16 protein-coding genes are annotated in these 17,538 nt (G+C 60.1%); 4 read left to right on the forward strand and 12 right to left on the reverse strand.

Features of this window, described 5'->3' with window-relative positions:
* Nucleotides 1–34: 34 nt before the first annotated feature.
* Complete coding sequence (locus QMK51_RS23105; protein WP_258697398.1) at nt 35–583, reverse strand: sugar ABC transporter ATPase; 549 nt, start codon at nt 581–583, stop codon at nt 35–37.
* A gap of 200 nt (nt 584–783) precedes the next feature.
* Entirely contained in the window at nt 784–1,551 is a 768-nt protein-coding gene (locus QMK51_RS23110) for a sulfite exporter TauE/SafE family protein (protein ID WP_320392102.1), read from the reverse strand.
* A 100-nt stretch (nt 1,552–1,651) separates the two neighbouring features.
* On the opposite strand from QMK51_RS23110, the gene QMK51_RS23115 reads away from it, so the two are divergent.
* From QMK51_RS23115 to QMK51_RS23125, 3 genes are all read left to right on the forward strand, one after another.
* The gene (locus QMK51_RS23115; protein WP_320392104.1) at nt 1,652–2,599 is read left to right on the forward strand and encodes a LysR family transcriptional regulator; all 948 of its coding nucleotides are present in this window, start codon (nt 1,652–1,654) and stop codon (nt 2,597–2,599) included.
* 89 nt (nt 2,600–2,688) lie between these two features.
* Nucleotides 2,689–4,068, forward strand: a complete 1,380-nt coding sequence (xseA, locus tag QMK51_RS23120) for an exodeoxyribonuclease VII large subunit (protein WP_320392106.1) — start codon at nt 2,689–2,691, stop codon at nt 4,066–4,068.
* Nucleotides 4,069–4,071: 3 nt separating this feature from the next.
* Nucleotides 4,072–4,893 (forward strand): peptidoglycan DD-metalloendopeptidase family protein, encoded by an 822-nt coding sequence (locus QMK51_RS23125; RefSeq protein ID WP_320392108.1) that lies wholly within the window; start codon nt 4,072–4,074, stop codon nt 4,891–4,893.
* Between the two features lie 136 nt (nt 4,894–5,029).
* On the opposite strand, the gene QMK51_RS23130 is transcribed toward QMK51_RS23125, so the two are convergent.
* Nucleotides 5,030–5,386 (reverse strand): hypothetical protein, encoded by a 357-nt coding sequence (locus tag QMK51_RS23130; RefSeq protein ID WP_320392110.1) that lies wholly within the window; start codon nt 5,384–5,386, stop codon nt 5,030–5,032.
* Between the two features lie 396 nt (nt 5,387–5,782).
* Between QMK51_RS23130 and leuA the strand changes: the two genes are divergently transcribed.
* Complete coding sequence (gene leuA, locus QMK51_RS23135; protein ID WP_258697403.1) at nt 5,783–7,462, forward strand: 2-isopropylmalate synthase; 1,680 nt, start codon at nt 5,783–5,785, stop codon at nt 7,460–7,462.
* 162 nt (nt 7,463–7,624) lie between these two features.
* Here leuA and QMK51_RS23140 read toward each other — a convergent pair whose 3' ends face one another.
* The 9 genes from QMK51_RS23140 to pilW form a co-directional block, all read right to left on the reverse strand.
* Nucleotides 7,625–8,416, reverse strand: a complete 792-nt coding sequence (locus tag QMK51_RS23140) for an amidohydrolase (protein WP_320392112.1) — start codon at nt 8,414–8,416, stop codon at nt 7,625–7,627.
* Nucleotides 8,404–9,552 (reverse strand): pyridoxal phosphate-dependent aminotransferase, encoded by a 1,149-nt coding sequence (locus QMK51_RS23145; protein ID WP_320392114.1) that lies wholly within the window; start codon nt 9,550–9,552, stop codon nt 8,404–8,406. The genes QMK51_RS23140 and QMK51_RS23145 overlap by 13 nt, the downstream gene beginning before the upstream one ends.
* Nucleotides 9,553–9,845: 293 nt before the next feature.
* Nucleotides 9,846–11,315 carry a ribosome biogenesis GTPase Der gene (der, locus tag QMK51_RS23150; RefSeq protein WP_258697406.1) on the reverse strand — a complete coding sequence of 490 codons (1,470 nt, stop codon included), beginning with the start codon at nt 11,313–11,315 and terminating at the stop codon, nt 9,846–9,848.
* Nucleotides 11,316–11,450: 135 nt separating this feature from the next.
* Nucleotides 11,451–12,602, reverse strand: coding sequence for an outer membrane protein assembly factor BamB (gene bamB / locus QMK51_RS23155; RefSeq protein ID WP_320392115.1), 1,152 nt, complete (start codon nt 12,600–12,602; stop codon nt 11,451–11,453).
* Nucleotides 12,595–13,239: a tetratricopeptide repeat protein gene (locus QMK51_RS23160; protein ID WP_320392116.1), complete on the reverse strand. Its 645-nt coding sequence runs from the start codon at nt 13,237–13,239 to the stop codon at nt 12,595–12,597. Before QMK51_RS23160 ends, bamB begins: the two co-directional genes overlap by 8 nt.
* 40 nt (nt 13,240–13,279) lie before the next feature.
* Nucleotides 13,280–14,569 (reverse strand): histidine--tRNA ligase, encoded by a 1,290-nt coding sequence (hisS, locus tag QMK51_RS23165; RefSeq protein WP_258697409.1) that lies wholly within the window; start codon nt 14,567–14,569, stop codon nt 13,280–13,282.
* A gap of 37 nt (nt 14,570–14,606) precedes the next feature.
* Nucleotides 14,607–15,716 carry a flavodoxin-dependent (E)-4-hydroxy-3-methylbut-2-enyl-diphosphate synthase gene (ispG, locus tag QMK51_RS23170; protein ID WP_010457850.1) on the reverse strand — a complete coding sequence of 370 codons (1,110 nt, stop codon included), beginning with the start codon at nt 15,714–15,716 and terminating at the stop codon, nt 14,607–14,609.
* Nucleotides 15,717–15,719: 3 nt separating this feature from the next.
* A complete protein-coding gene (locus QMK51_RS23175; RefSeq protein WP_320392119.1) occupies nt 15,720–16,769 on the reverse strand; it encodes a RodZ domain-containing protein in 1,050 nt (349 codons plus the stop codon).
* Nucleotides 16,769–17,527 (reverse strand): type IV pilus biogenesis/stability protein PilW, encoded by a 759-nt coding sequence (gene pilW / locus QMK51_RS23180; protein WP_258697411.1) that lies wholly within the window; start codon nt 17,525–17,527, stop codon nt 16,769–16,771. The genes QMK51_RS23175 and pilW overlap by 1 nt, the downstream gene beginning before the upstream one ends.
* Between the last annotated feature and the right edge of the window lie 11 nt (nt 17,528–17,538).

Genomic DNA, 17,538 nt, shown 5'->3' on the forward strand with positions numbered 1-17,538 from the left:
TCGCAGCCTTCGGCAGCTCCAAAGGCGTCGGCGTTCAGAGTTCGACCTTGACCCAACTCACCGGCTGATCCAGCCAATCGGCAAATTCGTCGATAAAGCTCTGCTTGAACCCGGCCTCAAGCCAGTTGTTGAAGATGAAACCCAGGTTGGAAAAGCCGCACTCCTGCAAGAACAGAAACCCGTTGATGTCGTCTTCATGTCCGCATTCAGGACAGGTGAAGTTATCGGTGCGCCCTGGCATCCAGTCTTCCAGGCTTTCGAACAGCGCTTCGCCGATTTCCTTGCGGCATTCAGCGCAGCCGGCTTCTTCGAGGAAGCCCTTGGCCGGTGTATAGATGCAGCGTTTGGTGATGATCTCCAGGCCATTGATCGGCTCGCCGAACGGCAGCGCGTCAGGGTGCAGGACCACGGCGCGGGCGCCGTCGGCGATGGCGTGGGCCATGCGATTGCCGGTGCGGCCACAGGTGGTCAGTTCTTCTTTAATGATGTTCTTGCGCACCAGCCACCGCACGACCGCCCGGGCCCGGGGTTCGTGTACCGGCAGTGTGGAGATTTTCGGGACGATGATGCTTTGCGAATTCATGGTGCAAGCCTACTGCGTCAAATAGATGTTTCTGCGATGTGTCGATTGGCGCCTTCGCGGGCAAGCCCGCTCCCACATTTTATCTTTGGTGGTCACAAACGATGTGGTCACAGGAGATCCATGTGGGAGATCCATGTGGGAGCGGGCTTGCCCGCGAAGGCGTCAGGGCGGCCGGCAGCTTAATCCCTGACGAAATCCGGTCAAGTACTCAAATAACGCCCGATCAAGGCAATCCCGCTGGCCAGCACCAACCAGGTCACCAGCCGCACGAATGCCTCGCGGGACAATTTCATGGTCAATCGCCGACCGATCCACAACCCCAGCGCCATCGCCGGCAACAAACACAGCGCCAATACCAACAAGGGTAGCTCGGCATACACCCCGGCGACGGCAAACAAGCTCAAACGCACCACGGTGCTGCAACTGATCAGCGCACTCTGGGTTGCCCGGGCCGCGTCCTTGGGCAACCGACTGTTCAAATAGATCGCATATAAAAAGCCGCCACTACCAAACAGCGCCCCGAACATCCCGCCCACCGTGCCCATCGGCACCGCCCAGCCAGCGGACAATTGCGCCGGACGGGTTTTAATCCACAGGCTGTAAATCGCATAGGCGCTGATAAACAGCCCCATCAACAGCAGCAATATGTCGGATTTCAGGTTCAGCAGAAAAATCACCCCCAACGTGCAACCCACCGCCATGCACGGCAGCAGTCGCAGCAACTCGGGGCGAGCCACATTCCGTCGCGAGGGCAACAGATTGCCGAACGCCGCGACGAAATCCAGCAAGACCAGCAGCGGTACGATTTTCGACAGCGGCATGAACAGAATCAGAATCGGCCCCGCCACCAGCGCAGTGCCGAAACCGGCGATGCCGAACACGATGTAAGCCAGGGCAACGCCCAGCCCGATCACCAGCCAGTCCACCGCACCCCACGGCCATTGGTTCAACAACTCCAGCACATTCATCGACACGGTTTCCTTTTGTTCCTGCGATGACTTTAGCCAGCGCCAAGCGTTGCGACTAATATCTTCAAAGTCGACCAGCCATCTCGAAAAGGCATGCCTTGTGCTTTCAACCCGTCAATTGCGTTATTTCGTGGAAATCGCCGAGTGCGGCAGCTTCAGCGCTGCGGCCGAACGACTGTTTATTGCTCAATCAGCCTTGAGCCGGCAGATCAAGGACATGGAAACCCGCCTGCAAACACCGCTGTTCGAACGCACCGCACGTCAGCCCCGACTGACGGCGGCGGGTGAAGCCTTCTTGCCTCGGGCCAGAAACCTGCTGAACGAACTGACCAAAGCCAGCGAGATGGCCACTCAGGTGGGCACCGGTCAACTGGGTGTGTTGCGCCTGAGCCATTCCAGCACCGTGCCCATGAGCGGTCGGCTGCTGCGAGGCATCAGCGTCTATCTGGATCAACACGTTGGTGTGTCCATGGACATCGTCAAGCTGTCCTCCGAGGCGCAACTGGAAGAATTGGCCGAAGGTCGCCTCGATGTGGGCCTGTTACGCCTGCCAGTGCTGCGTCAGCGTGAAGGCGTGCAGATTGTTCCACTGTACAGCGAACGTCTGTTACTGGCGGTTCCACCGAATCATCGACTGGCGGTGGATAAGTCCGCGCAAGGCATCGATCTGGCGCAGTTGAAGAACGAAGCGTTCATTTCCATCCCTCATCCCCAGCGTGGTGGCCTGAGCTATCTATCCGCCGAGTTATGCATGCGCCATGGGTTCTTTCCCCGTGCGGCTCGGGTGGTGTCGCGTAAAACCACGCAACTGCAATTGATCCAGGCCGGGTTCGGCATTGCGCTGTTACCGGAATCGATGCAGGACATCGCGCCGCCGGATATCCACTTTCTCCCCTTGGCCGATCCGGATTGCCACAGCACCGTCGCCCTCGCCTGCCGGCAAGATCCCACCGCGCTGGTTCAGCAATTCATCAAAACCTGCACAGATCATTGTGGGAGCGAGCCTGCTCGCGATAGCGGTTCAACATTCAACATCAATGTCGACTGACACACTGCTATCGCGAGCAGGCTCGCTCCCACAGGGGATTTTCGCCGGATCATGGAGATTGATTGCCGAATGCCTTTAAACTGCGCCCCATGATTAAAGATCCCTTTGCAAGACTCGGCCTGGACCGGGAAGTCCTGACTGTCAGCCAGCTCAACGGCCGCGCGCGGGTGTTGCTCGAAGACGTGTTCAGTAACATCTGGGTCGAAGGCGAAATCTCCAACCTCGCCCGCCCGGCGTCCGGCCATGTGTATTTCACCCTCAAGGACAGCGGCGCCCAGGTGCGTTGCGCGCTATTCCGGCAGAACGCCGCACGGGTTCGTCAGGCGCTGAAGGATGGCCTGGCGGTCAAGGTTCGCGGCAAGGTTTCGCTGTTTGAAGGCCGTGGTGACTACCAACTGATTCTCGATACCGTGGAACCGGCCGGTGACGGTGCCCTGCGCCTGGCGTTCGAGGCGTTGAAAGAAAAGCTCAGCGCCGAAGGCCTGTTCAGCGCCGAGCGTAAAGTGCCGCTGCCGGCGCACCCGCAACGCATCGGCATCATCAGCTCGCCCACTGGCGCGGTGATCCGCGACATCATCAGTGTGTTCCGCCGCCGCGCGCCGCAGATCCAACTGACGCTGATCCCCACCGCCGTGCAAGGCCGCGAAGCCACCGCGCAGATTGTCCGTGCACTGAAACTGGCGGATGCCCGCGGTTTCGACGCGTTGATCCTGGCCCGTGGCGGCGGCTCGCTGGAAGACCTCTGGTGTTTCAACGAAGAAGCCGTGGCCCGCGCCGTGGATGCCTGCGTGACGCCGATTGTCAGCGCCGTCGGCCACGAAACCGACGTGTCGATCAGTGACTTCGTCGCCGACGTCCGCGCCCCGACACCGTCCGCCGCCGCCGAACTGCTCGCGCCGGATTCCAGCGATCTGGTGCGGCGGGTCGAAAGCCTGCACCGACGACTGGTGATGCGCATGCGTGACCGCTTGATGCGCGATCGTCTGCGTCTGGAAGGCATCTCTCGCCGCCTGCGCCATCCCGGTGAACGTCTGCGTCAGCAAGCACAACGTCTGGATGATCTGGACATGCGCATGCGCCGCGCTTTCGAACGCAATCTCAATACCCGCCGCGAACGTTTGATCCGCCTGGAAACCCGCCTCGCCGGGCAACATCCCGGGCGGCAACTGGCGATGCTTCGCCAGCGCCTCGACAGCCTTGCCGAACGCCTGCCCCGGGCCATGCGTGAAGGGCTTAAATCCCGCCGCCTGCAACTGCAAAGTCAGATGCAGACGCTGCACGTGGTCAGCCCGTTGGCGACCCTCGCTCGTGGTTACAGCATTCTGCTGGACGAGCGCGGCAACGCGATCCGCAGCGCCGCGCAAACCCACACCGGCCAGCGCCTGAAAGCCAAACTCGGCGACGGCGAACTGCAAGTGCGGGTCGAAGACAATCACCTGACGCCTGTCACCCTTTCTTTACTGGATTGATCCATGCCGCGTTTTTTCGCTCCGCTGCTGTTGCTGTGCCTGACCTTCAACGCCCACGCCGACAGTTACATCACCCGCCTGTTGAACAAACCGGTGCCGGGCGGCGTGGCGGTGGTGGATCTGGGCAGCTCCGCCCAGGCGCCGAAAGCCAGTTATCAAGGCAAACCGGTGTTGGTGGTCAAGGAACAGAACAACTGGCTGGCCATCGTCGGTGTGCCGCTGACCGTCAAACCGGGCAATCAGTCGCTGAGCAGCGGTGGTCGCAACCTGAGCTTCACCGTCGGCAGCAAGAAATACCCGGAACAGCACATCACCCTGAAGAATACGCAGCAGGTCAATCCGAACCCGGAAAATCTCAAGCGTATCGAAGGCGAGTTGGCCGAGCAGATCCAGGCCTACCGCAGCTTCAGCCCGAACACCCCGAGCAACCTGCTGCTGGACAAACCGGTCAACGGGCCGCTGTCGAGCAAGTTCGGCGTGCGCCGCTTCTTTAATGGCGAAGAACGCAACCCCCATGCCGGCCTCGACTTCGCGGTGCCCGCCGGGACGCCGATCAAGACCCCGGCCGCCGGCAAGGTGATCCTGATCGGGAATTACTTCTTCAACGGCAATACGGTGTTCGTCGATCACGGACAGGGCTTTATCAGCATGTTCTGTCACATGTCGAAGATCGACGTGACGGTGGGGCAACAGCTGGCTCGCGGCGGTGTGGTCGGGAAAGTTGGCGCCACCGGACGTGCGACCGGGCCGCATATGCACTGGAACGTCAGCCTGAACGATGCGCGGGTGGATCCGGCGATTTTTATTGGGGCGTTTCAGCCTTAAATAGTTGTTGGGGCTGATGGCCTTATCGCGAGCAGGCTCGCTCCCACAGTGGATTTCGTCGTACACAATATCTGTGTCTCATGAAGATCAAATGTGGGAGCGAGCCTGCTCGCGAAAGCGGCCTCATTGGCACCGCTTATTCCGCTTCAAGGTCCTCAATCCCGTGGACCTCCCTGTGCGCCAGACGTTCCTTGATCCAGGCCTGGGTTTCCTCCGAGAAACCAGCCAATTCTTCAGATGTGATCAGCTCATGAGTACACAGGCCCAGCAAGTGAGCAGGCGCCTCATTGCGTGAGTGACTGAAAACGCCAAACGCCCAATACAGTTCCTGCTGGCCGGCCTTCAGCCTTTCTTCACTGGCTTCAATACGCTCATAAGGCGCCAGGCTTTTATCCAGCACCGTACGCTCGACCGCCCCCATGATCCGGATACACATCCGCTCATGGGCTATCGGACGCAGTGCGCTATAGAGCTTCCAATCCGATTCGTTCATTGCCGACTCCTGCTTCCCAGTCGTCTGGTTGAGGCTTTAAGAATAGCTGCACCGGCCGAGACGACGTCGACAAGTTTCAATTGCGCATCGCTCAAACCTCGAGCAAGCATCAATACAATCGCCGTCATTCACCGCAATAAAATCTCAATAAACTCGGCTTTTCGAGTATTCCTCTCAATTTTTTTCGACTGCTTGCCATCCTTCCCCCCCGCGGTTAGGGTTGAAGGCATGAAAACCTCTCACACCCTCATTCAGCTCCGCCAGCACCGCAGCCTGTGCCTCGTCAGCGCACGACTGCCAGGCTGAATCGCGGTGCCTCGTCTTACGCTTTATCCCCAAAACATTTGATCCACCGGCAGGCCGCCTTTTTTCGGCCCACACAATAAGGATTTTCCGATGAGCATGCTCAAAGACCCGTCTTCGAAATACCGCGCGTTCCCGACCATCAACCTGCCGGACCGCACCTGGCCATCGAAGACCATCGACGTCGCGCCGATCTGGTGCAGCTCGGACCTTCGTGACGGCAACCAGTCGCTGATCGAGCCAATGGACGCGGTCAAGAAGCTGCGTTTCTGGAAAACCCTGGTGCAGGTCGGCGTGAAAGAAATCGAAGCCTCGTTCCCGGCCGCTTCGCAAACCGACTTCGACTTCGTGCGTACCCTGATCGAAGACGGCCACATCCCGGACGACACCACCATTCAGGTGCTGACCCAGGGCCGTGAAGATTTGATCGAGCGCACCTTCGAATCCCTGCGCGGGGCGAAGAAAGCCATCGTTCACCTGTACAACGCGACCTCCCCCTCTTTCCGCCGCATTGTCTTCAACCAGGACAAGGAAGGGGTCAAGGCCATCGCCGTGAACGCCGCCAAGCTGTTCGTCAAATATGCCGCCCAGCAGCCAAACACCGAGTGGACCTTCGAGTACTCGCCAGAAACCTTCAGCGCCACCGAGCTGGAGTTCGCCAAGGAAGTCTGCGACGCGGTGATCGACGTGTGGAACCCGACACCTGAGCACAAGGTGATCCTCAACCTGCCTGCCACCGTCGAATGCGCCACCCCGAACATCTATGCCGACCAGATCGAATGGTTCGGCCGTCACATCAACCGCCGTGACAGCGTGATCATCAGCCTGCACACCCACAACGACCGTGGCACTGGCGTGGCCGCCACCGAACTGGGCCTGATGGCCGGCGCCGACCGTGTCGAAGGCTGCCTGTTCGGCAACGGCGAGCGTACCGGTAACGTCGATCTGGTCACCGTGGCATTGAACCTCTACACCCAGGGCGTCGACCCTGAGCTGGACTTCTCCGACATCGACGGCGTGCGCAAAGTCGTCGAAGAGTGCAACCAGATTGCGGTGCATCCACGTCACCCGTACGTCGGTGACCTGGTTCACACCGCGTTCTCCGGCTCCCACCAGGATGCGATCCGCAAGGGCTTCGCCCAGCAGCAACCGGACGCCCTGTGGGAAGTGCCGTACCTGCCGATCGACCCGGCCGACATCGGCCGCAGCTACGAGGCAGTGATTCGCGTCAACAGCCAGTCGGGCAAGGGCGGTATCGCTTACCTGTTGGAACAGGAATACGGCATCAGCTTGCCGCGCCGCATGCAGATCGAGTTCAGCCAGGTCGTGCAGCGTGAAACCGATCGCCTGGGCCTGGAGATGACAGCCCAGCAGATCCACGCGCTGCTGCACAGCGAGTACTTGCAGGCCAACACCCCGTACGCGCTGGTCAGCCATCGCTTGCAGGAAGAAAACGGTCACAGCGCCGTGGAAGTCGAAGTTTCCAGCAAAGGCCAGGGCGAAACCAACCTGCACTGGCGTGGCAAGGGCAACGGTGCTCTGGAAGCACTGGTGGCCGGTCTGCCGATCCCGGTGGAAATCATGGACTACAACGAACACGCCATCGGCGCGGGCACCAATGCCAAGGCTGCGGCCTACATTGAACTGCGCGTGAACGGTGAGCGTGCGGTGCATGGTGTGGGCATCGATGAGAACTTCACCACCGCCAGCTTCAAGGCCCTGTTCAGCGCGCTGAACCGCTCCCTGAGCCAGCCGGAAGCAAAAGCGGCGTAAAGAGCCCTGCGCTGCAATGCAAAAGGCCCCGGGGTGTGAACCTCGGGGCCTTTTTGTTGATCGTTCCTACGCTCCGCGTGGGAATGCCTCAAGGGACGCTCCGCGTCCAGTGACGCGGAGCGTCACGGGCTGCATTCCCACGCAGAGCGTGGGAACGATCGGTTACGTGAACTCGAAGGTATCCGCATCCAGGTTCGCCGGGAATCGCGTGCGATAAGCCGCCAGATCCGCAGCACTCAGAACGACCTGAAACACGCCATCCGCTTCGCCCGCACTGAGTAGCGTCTCCCCCTGAAAATCCAGGACCTGACTGTCACCGGTATACGCAAAACCTTTGCCATCAGTACCGATGCGATTTACCGCCGCCACATAGCAGAGGTTTTCGATCCCCCGAGCGGGCAGCAAACGGTTCCAGTGCTGACGCCGTGCACCCGGCCAGTTGGCCGTGTACAACAACAAATCGGTGTCTTGAGGGTCGCGACTCCAGACCGGGAAGCGCAGGTCGTAGCAAATCAGCGGCCGCACTCGCCAGCCCTTCAATTCGAACTGCACCTGACGCTCGCCCGGGGTGTAGTGGTTGTTCTCGCCCGCCATGCGGAACAGGTGACGCTTGTCGTAATGCCACACCTCCCCGTCCGGCCGCGCCCACAACAGACGGTTGCGATGGCTGCCGTCAACCGCCTGGACGATGATGCTGCCGGTCACCACCGCGCCCAGCTTCGCGGCCTGAGTCCGCAACCATTTACTGGTGGGGCCATTTTCCGGCTCGGCGAGGGTTTCCGACTCCATGGAGAAACCGGTGGTGAACATCTCCGGCAGGATAATCAGATCAGCACCGCGCGCCTGTTCCAGCAATGGCTCGAAATGCTCCAGATTGGCCTGACGATCATGCCAGGCCAAGGTGGTCTGGATCAGCGCGATATTCAGATTGGGCAGATTACTCAGATCACGCATAGCTTTGCCGCTGCTTCGCGCAGGGTCTCCTCGCGTTTGGCAAAGCACAGACGCACCAGGCGCTGGCCTTCGGGTGGAGTCTGGTAGAACACCGAGATCGGGATGCTCGCCACGCCATGTTCGCGGGTCATCCACAGCGCCATCTCGACGTCATTGAGGTCAGGGCGGATCTGCGAATAATCGACCAATTGGAAGTAAGTACCGGCCACGCGAGTGAAACTGAAACGCGACGGCGTCAGCAGATCGCAGAACAGATCGCGCTTGGCCTGATAGAAGCCCGGTAACTCTTCGACGTGTTCCGGGTGCTCGGCCATGTAATCGGCCAACGCATACTGCAACGGCGTCACGCCACAGAAACTGACGTACTGGTGCACCTTGCGCAGTTCCGCGGTAAGGGCTGGCGGCGCCACGACATAACCGGTTTTCCAACCGGTGACGTGGTACGTCTTGCCGAACGAACTGACCACGAAAGCGCGCTGATACAGCTCTTCATGGGCCAATACGCTGGCGTGAGGCACGCCGTCGAACACCAGGTGTTCGTAGACCTCGTCGCTGATCACATAGATGTCGCGGTCGCGGATCAACGCCGCCAACTGATCCAGTTCGGCACGGCTGATCAGCGCACCGCTTGGGTTGTGTGGGGTATTGAGGATAATCATCCGCGTGCGTGGGCTCAGGGCTTCGGCGAGCTTCTGGAAGTCGATGGCGAAGTCGTTCAGGCCGAGTTGCACATGCACACAGCGACCACCGGCCAGCTCAACCGAGGGCTCGTAGCTGTCGTAGCACGGATCGAAAACGATCACTTCATCGCCGCTGTGGATCACCGCCTGAATGGCGCAGAAGATCGCCTGGGTCGCGCCAGGGGTGACCGTCACTTCGCTGTCGGCATCGACATGGGCGCCGTAGCTGCGAGCGATCTTCGCCGCAATCTGCTGACGCAACGCGGGCAGGCCGGTCATCGGCGAATACTGGTTGTGGCCACTGGCGATATGCCGCCCCACCGCATCGCGCAGAGCCTGCGGGCCGTCGAAATCGGGAAACCCCTGGGACAGATTGATCGCCCCGGTTTGCGCCGCGAGCTGAGACATCTGCGTGAAGATAGTGATGCCGACATTCGGCAGCTTACTGGTGATCATCGGTGATTCCCTGCTCTACACCCGGCTCTACGGCGGCACGGGGGAGTTCGAGGATAGCCCATCCGGCGCCCATAAAAAAAGGGCGCCAACCGGCGCCCTTCTTCTAATACATTCACCGTATAACCTGTGACGAGGGGGCTTGCCTCCGTTGGGTGGCATAGCCGCCCCAAAACCCTGCACTGCGGTCTGTCAGATAAACCGCTGTGCGGGTTTTACGACTGCTTCGCAGCCGAACGGGGGCAAGCCCCCTCGCCACAAATGCGCCCACGCCAGCGGCGTGGGCAAGTCGTGAATCAACGCTTATCGCGGCGCTTCTTGTCGGCTTTCTTGTGGTGACTCATCAAACGACGCTTCTTGTTGACCTGGCGGTCCGTCAGCGAGTTCTTGTTGCCTTCGTACGGGTTCTCGCCGCCCTTGAACTCGATGCGAATCGGCGTACCGACCAGCTTCAGCACACGGCGGTAAGTGTTTTCCAGGTAACGGACGTAAGACTTCGGCACCTTCTCAATCTGGTTACCGTGAATCACGATGATCGGCGGGTTCGCGCCACCCAAGTGGGCGTAACGCAGCTTGATCCGGCGGTTGTTGACCATCGGTGGCGCGTGCTCACCGACCGCATCTTCCAGAATCTGGGTCAGGCGGTTGGTCGGCCAGCGGGTGACCGCGGACTTGAACGAGTTCTGTACGGAAGCGTAGAGGTTGCCCACGCCAGTGCCGTGCAGGGCCGAGATGAAGTGGATATCGGCGAAGTCGACGAAGAACAGTCGACGTTGCAGCTCGACTTTCACGAAGTCGCGCTCGCTCGGCGTCATGCCATCCCACTTGTTGATCGCGATAACCAGCGCACGACCGGCTTCAAGGGCAAAACCCAGCAGGTTGAGGTCGTGATCCACCACGCCTTCGCGGGCGTCCATCACGAAGATCACCACGTTGGCGTCTTTGATCGCTTGCAGGGTTTTGACCACGGAGAACTTTTCGACTTCTTCGTGGATCTTGCCGCGCTTGCGCACACCGGCGGTGTCGATCAGCGTGTACTTCTCGTCGTTACGCTCGAACGGGATGTAGATACTGTCGCGGGTGGTGCCAGGCTGGTCATACACGATGACCCGGTCTTCACCGAGCATGCGGTTGACCAGGGTCGACTTGCCGACGTTCGGACGACCGATGATGGCGATCTTGATACCGTCTTTTTCGCTTGGGCCAGGAATGCGCTTGGCTTCCTCACCTTCGGCAACGATTTCTTCTTCGCCTTCTTCCGGTTCTTCGTCGTCTTTCGGGAAGTCGCTCAGGGCGATTTCCAGCATCTGGGTGATACCACGACCGTGGGCACCGGCGATCGGGATCGCGTGGCCCATGCCCAGCGGGGCGAATTCGGCGCGGGCCATTTCAGGGTCGATGTTGTCGACCTTGTTGGCGACCACATAGGAACGCTTGTTACGCTTGCGCAAGTGCTCGGCGATCATCTGGTCGGCCGCGGTGAAACCGGCCTTGGCATCTACCAGGAACAGAACGACATCCGCTTCTTCAATGGCCAGCAGCGACTGCTCGGCCATTTTTTCGTCCATACCGTGCTCGTCACCGGAGATACCGCCGGTGTCGACCAGAATGTAGGAACGCCCTTGCCACTTGGCCTCACCGTATTGGCGATCACGGGTCAGACCGGACAAGTCGCCGACGATAGCGTCGCGAGTCCTGGTCAGGCGGTTGAACAAGGTGGACTTGCCGACGTTCGGTCGGCCCACCAGGGCGATTACGGGAACCATGCGGCTCTCCACTTCGTTATTTCAGAAAATACAAAAGCCGCTGCGAGGCAGCGGCTGGTGCTCGGGGCAGCGCTTGGAAGCGCTGCGAGCCTTGCAGAACAAGGCCGCTTGGGGGTTAAACCCCAAGCATAGTCTTTACTTGATGGTCAGGGCTTCCAGTTTGCCGCTGTTGCCATACACATAAATCGTGTCACCCATCACCAGCGGACGGGCACGCAGGCCATCGCTGTCGATGCGCTCGCGGCCGACGAAACGACCGTCCACCTGACTCAGCAGGTGCAGGTAACCTTCCAGGTCACCGACTGCAACGTAGCTGGAGAACACTTCCGGAGCCGACAGTTGACGGCGGGCCAGCGAATCGTTGCTCCACAACGCAGTGGTGGAACGTTCGTCGACGCCTTCAACAGTGCCCGAAGACAGGCTCACGTAGACGCTGCCAAAACCCTGAGCGACGCCGGCATAGCTGGACGCATCACGCTGCCAGAGCTGACGACCGCTTTCCAGGTCCAGTGCCGCAACGCGACCCTGGTAGCTGGCGACATACAGCGTACCGCCGGACAGCAGCAAGCCACCGTCGATATCGACCACACGCTCCAATTCCGAACGACCTTGTGGAATCGCTACGCGCTGTTCCCACACCGGCACGCCGTTGGACACATCCAGAGCAACCACTTTACCGGTCGACAGACCAGCCACCGCGAGGCGGTTGGTGACGATCGGTGCGCTGGTGCCGCGCAGGGTCAGGACCGCTGGCGTGCTGTCATACAACCAGCGCTGGTTGCCGGTAGCGGCGTCCAGGCCGATCAGACGGTCATCCTGGGTCTGAACCACAACAACATCACCGTTGGTGGCCGGCGGCGCGAGAACTTCGCTGGTCACGCGAGCGCGCCATTTCTCTTCACCGCTACTGGCGTCCAGGGCAACGATTTCACCCTTGATCGTGCCGATCATGACCAGGCCATAACCCACGCCAACGGCGCCGGAGACAGGCAGTTCGAGATCTTTCTTCCATTTGACGTCGCCATTGCTGCGATCCATCGCCATCACCACACCGGTGACGTCGGCGGCATAGATGGTATCGCCATCGATCGCCGGAACCAGCATGTTGTAGGTTTCGCCCTGACCGTCACCGATCGAACGACTCCACTGCTTTTGCAGAACCACTTCTTCTTTGAAGTCGGTCAGCTCGGCCGGTGGCAGTTCTTTTTTGCTGTTGCTGCTGCAACCCGCGGCCAGAATGGCCAGAGCCAGCAATGCTGCATGTTTCCAACGGATCACGTCACGCATCCCCTTTGGCCAGGTCGTCCAGCTTGATTTGTAGGCCACCGACCGCCGCTTCATCCGACAGTGCCGCCTTGGCTTTTTGATACGCCGCGTTCGCTTCGTCGGTACGACCCAACTGCACCAGCAGGTCGCCTTTGAGCTCTTCGCGAGTGGCCAGGAAGGCCTTGTCGGCGGCATCGCCTTCGAGCAGTTTCAGGGCTTCATCGACCTTGTTCTGCGCGGCCAGCACCTGCGCCAGGCGCTGACGGGCGATTTCGCCCAACGCCGGGTTGGCCGGTTTGGCGACAATGGCTTTCAGCTCGCTGGCTGCGTCGTCCAGCTTGCCGCTGTCGACCGCGACTTTCGCCACGAACAGGCTGCCATATTGCGCGTATGCGGTGCCGCCGAATTCGCTATTGAGCTTGCCGGCCAGTTCCGAAACACGTGCAGCATCAGGCTTGCCGTCAGGCGTCAGCGTGGTTTCGAGCAATTGCTGATAGAGAATCGAGGCGCCTTGCGACTGATTGCTCTGATACTTCTGAAAGGCCTGCCAGCCGAACACGATGACCAGCGCCAACAGGCCGCCAGTGACCAGGGGCTTGCCGTTGCGTGTCCACCAGTCCTTCAACTCCGCCAGATGTTCGTCTTCGGTACTCGACACCCCAATACTCCTTAATCGCTAAATCGGCTGTTTGACAGCTTCAACCCTGCACGACGCAGGTGGCCAGGTGTGCAGCAAGCGCATCCCAGGCAATGCTTTGTTGTTCGCCCTGGCCACGCAGGGGTTTGAAACCTACCACTTGCTGGGCCATTTCGTCGTCACCGAGGATCAGCGCGTACAGCGCGCCGCTCTTGTCAGCTTTCTTGAACTGGCTTTTGAAGCTGCCGGCGCCGGCATTGACCTGCAGGCGCAGGTTGGGCAATTGATCACGAACACGCTCGCTCAGGGCCAGACCGGCCAGCTCGGCGGCTTCACCGAAGGCGCAGAGGTAGACATCGACCTGACGGGAGATCTCTTCGGGGATCTGCTCCAGGGTTTCAAGCAGCAGCACCAGACGCTCGATGCCCATGGCGAAGCCGACGCCCGTGGTCGGCTTGCCGCCCATCTGCTCCACCAGACCATCGTAACGACCACCGGCACACACGGTGCCCTGGGCGCCCAACTTGTCGGTGACCCATTCGAAAACGGTCTTGCTGTAGTAATCCAGCCCGCGAACCAGCTTCGGGTTGATCACATAAGGAATGCCCGCGGCGTCCAGACGAGCCTTGAGGCCCTCGAAGTGAACGCGAGACTCTTCGTCGAGGTAGTCGGCCATTTTCGGCGCGTCGACCAGCGCCGCTTGAGTGTCGGCGTTCTTGGTGTCCAGAACTCGCAGCGGGTTGGTCTTCAGTCGGCGCTGGCTGTCTTCGTCCAGTTGATCCAGGCGAGCGGACAGGTATTCGACCAGCGCTTCGCGATAACGAGCGCGAGATTCGGCAGTGCCCAGGCTGTTGAGCTCGAGCTTGACCGCATCGCGGATACCCAGCTCGCCCCACAGGCGCCAGGTCAGCACGATCAGCTCGGCGTCGATGTCCGGACCGTCAAGGTTGAAGACTTCGCAGCCGATCTGGTGGAACTGGCGATAACGACCTTTCTGCGGACGTTCGTGACGGAACATCGGGCCGATGTACCAGAGTTTCTGCACCTGACCGCCGCCGGTGATGCCGTGCTCGAGCACCGCACGCACGCACGCCGCCGTACCTTCTGGGCGCAGGGTCAGGGAATCGCCGTTGCGGTCGTCGAAGGTGTACATCTCTTTTTCGACGATGTCGGTCACTTCACCGATGGAGCGTTTGAACAGCTCGGTGAACTCGACGATCGGCATGCGAATCTGCTTGTAACCGTAGTTATCCAGCAGACGCGAGACGGTGCCCTCGAAATGACGCCAAAGGGGAGTCTGTTCGGGCAGGATGTCGTTCATGCCACGAATGGCTTGCAGAGACTTGCTCACTTTAAATCCTTAAATTCATTCGGCTCTTTAGTCAGAGTCAGCCGCGAGCGATTACAGCTGCGTCAGCTTCGACCTTTTCGGCCGCTTTCTGGCGGATCAAGCGTTCGAGCTCATCCACCAGATTGTCATTCGTCAGTTTCTGCGACGGCTTGCCGTCGATGTAAATCAGGTTTGGCGTGCCGCCAGTCAAGCCGATATGGGCTTCCTTGGCTTCGCCCGGCCCGTTGACCACGCAACCGATCACCGCAACATCCAGCGGCACCAGCAGGTCTTCGAGGCGCCCTTCCAGCTCATTCATGGTTTTGACCACATCGAAGTTCTGCCGCGAGCAGCTCGGGCAGGCGATGAAGTTGATGCCACGGGAACGCAGGTGCAGGGATTTGAGAATGTCGTAGCCGACTTTCACTTCCTCGACCGGGTCGGCCGCCAACGAGATGCGAATAGTATCGCCAATCCCTTCGGCGAGCAGCATACCGAGGCCCACGGCGGATTTCACTGTACCTGAACGCAAACCACCGGCTTCGGTGATACCCAGGTGCAACGGCTGGACGATTTCTTTGGCCAGCAAGCGGTAAGCGGCGACGGCCATGAACACGTCGGAGGCTTTCACGCTGACCTTGAAGTCCTGGAAGTTCAGACGCTCAAGGTGTTCGACGTGACGCAGGGCGGACTCGACCAGCGCAGCGGGGGTCGGCTCGCCGTATTTCTTTTGCAGGTCTTTTTCCAGGGAACCGGCGTTGACGCCGATGCGGATCGGAATCCCGCGATCACGGGCGGCATCGACCACCGCACGCACGCGGTCTTCACGACCGATGTTGCCCGGGTTGATCCGCAGGCAGTCAACGCCCAGTTCGGCTACCCGCAAAGCGATCTTGTAGTCGAAGTGGATGTCGGCCACCAACGGCACTTTGACCAGTTGCTTGATTTTGCCGAAGGCTTCGGCGGCGTCCATGTCCGGCACGGAAATGCGCACGATATCGACGCCAGCGGCTTCCAGACGATTGATCTGGGCCACGGTGGCGGCCACGTCATTGGTGTCGCTGTTGGTCATGCTCTGCACAGCGATAGGCGCATCGCCGCCCACGGGCACGTTACCCACCCAGATCTTGCGGGATTCGCGACGTTTGATTGGAGATTCGCCGTGCATGACTTATTGACCCAACTTCAGGCGAGCAGTCTCGCCACTGGTGAACGGAGCGACATCAACCACCTGTCCGTTGTAGCTGACCTGCGCGCCACGGGCGAAGCCCAGACGCACGGCAAAGGGCGGTTTGCCGCTGACGGAAACATTTTCGCCTTTACGCTTGAGACCACTCAACAACACCTTGCCGGTGCCGTCGGTCACTTGCGTCCAGCAATCGGCGGTGAATTGCAGTTGAACCTGGCCTTGACCCGCAACCGGAGCTGCTGGAGCTGCTGGAGCTGCTGGAGCAGAAGCTGGAACGGTCGGCGCAACCGGAGCAGTCGCAACCGCTGCCGGTACAGCAGGAACAGCCGGGGCTGGCGCTGCTGGTGTCGCGACAACCGGAGCAGTGTTGTGGGCCGGAGCCGCAGGTGTTGCTACCGGGGCTGCCGGAGCTGGAGCCGGTGCGCTCGCTACGGCGCTGGCTGGTTCCTCTGCCGATGTCTCGGCCTGCGGCAATGCTAGAGGCGTTTCACCTTCAGCCTCACCTTGCGCGACGGCCTGATCTTCCGGCTCGTCCAGCGGATGGATCTGAGTGGTGCCGTCGGCGCCTTCGACTTCAACGTGTTCCGGAGCCAGGCTGACCAGGTCCTTGGTACGCAATGAGGTTTGATCCTGCCACCAGACGAAACCACCGCCAATCACCGCGATCAGCAACAGCAGGCTGACAACTCGCAAAATGGTGTGGGAAACCCGAACCGGTTCTTCGATACGTCCCAGGCTGTGGACGTTGCTGCCCTGGGAGTCGGTGCCGGTGGATTGATCGAACTGTTGGACCAGAACGGTCTGGTCCATGCCCAGCAATTTGGCGTACGCGCGAATATAGCCACGAGCAAAGGTGTGCCCAGGCAGCTTGTCGAAAGCGCCGGCTTCCAGATTGCTCAGGGAATTGACGGTGAGGTTGAGCTTGAGGGCCACTTCGGCCAGCGACCAGCCATTGCTTTCGCGGGCCTGGCGCAAGGTCTCACCGGGGTTAACGCGATTCGCTGCTACAACTTCGGGATGCGCCGCTTTCATCATTGCTCCGACAGGTATTGCTGATATTCCGGCGTACCGGGATAGAGTCGTTTTAATTGCAGGCCAAAACTGGCGGCCTTGTCACGATCTTCGAACACTTTTGCCAGCCGAACGCCGAGCAATAGACTACGTGCATTTTGCTCGGTGAGCAGGCTAAAACGGTCGTAATAGTCACGCGCGGGCACATAATGCCTGTCTTCGTAAGACAACTCAGCCATTTCCAGCAATGCACGTGGCTGCTGGCGATTCAAACGCAGGGCTTTTTCCAGTTGCTGGCGAGCCAGGTCCCGCTGGCCAAGCTTTGACGCGGTCATGCCCAGGTTTTCGAAAACCCGTGAACGCTCAGGATACAGGGTATCGGCGGCGGCCTGTTCGAAGCGTTCGTACGCCTCTTTGTAACGTTTCTCTTCGAACAGAAAGCTGCCGTAGTTATTCAGGATTCGCGCATCGGCGGGACGGGAAGACAGCGCCTTGCGAAAATGCTGATCGGCCAGTTCCGGCTCCATCTCGGCCTGGAACACCAATCCCAGGGCCGCGTTGGCGTCAGGATCCGAGTCATCCAGCTCCAGAGCCTTCTTCAACGGGACTTTGGCGCGCTCGGTCATGCCCTGCTGCAAATACCCCAATCCCAGCTGCACGTAGGCGGCACGCGCTTCATCACGGCCCTTGCTGGTCTTCATCGGGTTGAAATCGCCCGACAGGACACAACCAGCACAAAGGCTGGCCAACAGCACAAGCAGCGCGAAGCGCAGGGACATAGAGATCCTCT

It is taken from the genome of Pseudomonas sp. P9_31, assembly GCF_034008235.1.
Taxonomy (GTDB): domain Bacteria; phylum Pseudomonadota; class Gammaproteobacteria; order Pseudomonadales; family Pseudomonadaceae; genus Aquipseudomonas.